The sequence below is a fragment of the Thiocapsa sp. genome (assembly GCF_035467215.1).
GTDB lineage: Bacteria > Pseudomonadota > Gammaproteobacteria > Chromatiales > Chromatiaceae > Thiocapsa.
Genome location: NZ_DATITZ010000170.1, coordinates 1 through 2089, shown reverse-complemented (window position 1 = coordinate 2089; position 2089 = coordinate 1). Strand labels below are relative to the sequence as shown.

The following is a 2089-nucleotide window of genomic DNA, read 5'->3' as shown; positions in this document are numbered from 1 at the left end:
CGGATACTGGCTCGCCAATCTCCGCGGCGGCTTGACGCAGGACCTGGGCGGACTCCGACTCTCACAGTTCGTGCGCATCGACAATCTGCTGGACGAGTCCTACATCTCCGCGGTGAGCGTCAACGACGCGAACGGACGGTTCTACGCACCCGGTCCCGGCACCGGTGTCCTGATCGGCCTCACGGCGAGCTATCGCTTCTGAGTCATTGCGCAGCGGAAGCGGTCCGTCACGCCGCCCCGAGACGTTCCAACAGGGTCTGCATGGCGTGCAGGAGATGCCCGGCGATCAGGGTGATGAAGTCGGTTTTGTCGGCCTCCAGATTGGCCTTCTCCAAGGCATCGTAGTAGGCGCGGCGGCTGTCGGTGTCGCCGGGGATATTGGCGATGCAGTAGCCGTCGGCCAGCAGGCCCAGGTTCATGACCAGTCGCGCCGTGCGGCCATTGCCGTCGAGAAACGGATGGATCGTCACCAGCCGCTCATGGGCCTCGGCGGCGCGCACCACAGGATGCAGCTTCGCGGATTCGTCCGTAAGCCACCGCCCGTAGTCATCCATCAGCTTGGGTACGGCCCAAGGCTGCGGCGGCACATGACGGCTGCCGGAGATCATCACCGGCAGGTTGCGGTAGCGCCCGGCGTTGTCGCGGTCGATGCCTCGCAAGACCAGCGCATGAATGTTGCGCACCTCGGCTTCGTCCAGTGCCGTGCCCCGGGCCGCCAGCTCGCGGATATAGAGGATGGCCTCGTAGTGGTTGATCGCCTCGAGATGCTCGCGCAGGGGTGTGCCGCCGATCGTGAGGCCCTTGTTGACCACCAGATCGGTCTCGCGCAGGGTGAGGGTGTTGCCCTCGATGCGGTTGCTTTCGTAGGTGTACTCGATATCCAGCGCCTGTTGCAGTTGTGTGCTGGTGAGCGGCCGAGCGGCATCGAGCCGCGTCTTCAGACCGTCGATCCGGGCGAGAAGCGGCTCGAGCTCAGCCACGTGCATGGTCTCGGTGGATCAACAATGCTCGGGGATCCATCGCCGATCGACCATCGTCACCTGATCGTCGTAGGCGTCTTCCATGTCGCGATCCGGCATCTTCACCTTGGTCTTGGGCAGCGGGTCGTACGGGAATTGGCTCAGCAGGTGGCGGATCACGTTGAGGCGTGCCCGCTTCTTGTCATCTGAGCGCACGATCGACCAAGGGGCGGCATCCGTGTCGGTGGCGCTCAGCATGAGGTCGCGTGCGCGCGAGTATTCGTACCAACGCTTGCGTGACTCCAAATCCATCGGAGAGAGCTTCCACTGCCGCACGGGGTCTTCGATGCGAGCGCGGAAGCGTCGCTCCTGCTCGACCTCGCCGACCTCGAGCCAGTATTTGATCAGCGTGATGCCTTGCTCGACCAGGTTGTTCTCGAACCAGGGGGTCGCCACCAGGAAGTGATCGCGCTCGTCCTCGGTGCAGAACCCCATCACGATCTCGACCCCGGCGCGGTTGTACCAGCTGCGGTCGAAGATGACGACCTCGCCGGCCGCCGGGAAATGATTGAGATAACGCTGCATGTAGAGCTGTGTCTTCTCGCGGTCGGAGGGCGCCGGCAGGGCGACGACCTGGAAGACGCGTGGACTCAGGCGCTCGGTGATCGCGCGTATGGTGCCGCCCTTGCCGGCGGCATCGCGTCCCTCGAAGACGATGACCACGCGCTGCCCGGTGCGCTTGATCCACGCCTGCAGGGCGCTGAGCTCGATCTGAAGCTCGCCGAGCTCGCGCTCGTAGTCCTTGCGGCGCAGCTTCTCGCTTGGGGCGGCCTTTTCCGGGACTGGTTCCTCCGACTTGGCTTTCTTCTTACCCTTGTGTTTCGACATGCGTTCGCCTCCTCGTTGTGAGTGACCTCGCCCGGAAACCCGGCAGCGCCTGGGGCGGGTTGGGTGGTTTCCGGGTACACGCGCGCCGGAGACGGTCACGGGGCGACTGAAGTCGCCCCTAGTGTGCCCGGCATGGGCCAAGACTTGCGATCTGCAAAGAGGTCGCCGGAGAGAGTGACGACAACCGTAGCGAAGCGCAAGGTGGACGCCGTGAGGCCAAGCTGAAAGAAGCGTGTAGCAAA

The 2089-nt window shown here is 64.2% G+C and carries 3 protein-coding genes; 1 reads left to right on the top strand and 2 read right to left on the bottom strand.

Annotated elements, in window-relative coordinates; genetic code table 11:
* Positions 1–202: hypothetical protein (locus VLR48_RS09495; protein WP_325291551.1), on the top strand; the 202-nt coding region annotated here is incomplete at its 5' end.
* A 25-nt stretch (positions 203–227) separates the two neighbouring features.
* On the opposite strand, the gene VLR48_RS09490 is transcribed toward VLR48_RS09495, so the two are convergent.
* Together VLR48_RS09490 and ppk2 are read right to left on the bottom strand one after the other, a co-directional pair.
* Entirely contained in the window at positions 228–986 is a 759-nt protein-coding gene (locus tag VLR48_RS09490) for a Fic family protein (protein WP_325291550.1), read from the bottom strand.
* Positions 987–998: 12 nt separating this feature from the next.
* Complete coding sequence (gene ppk2, locus VLR48_RS09485; protein WP_325291549.1) at positions 999–1847, bottom strand: polyphosphate kinase 2; 849 nt, start codon at positions 1845–1847, stop codon at positions 999–1001.
* Positions 1848–2089 lie beyond the last annotated feature (242 nt).

Excerpts from the sequence above, each read along its gene's own strand:
- ppk2 (WP_325291549.1), bottom strand. The coding sequence starts at position 1,847 with ATGTCGAAACACAAGGGTAAGAAGAAAGCCAAGTCGGAGGAACCAGTC.
- VLR48_RS09490 (WP_325291550.1), bottom strand. The coding sequence starts at position 986 with ATGCACGTGGCTGAGCTCGAGCCGCTTCTCGCCCGGATCGACGGTCTG.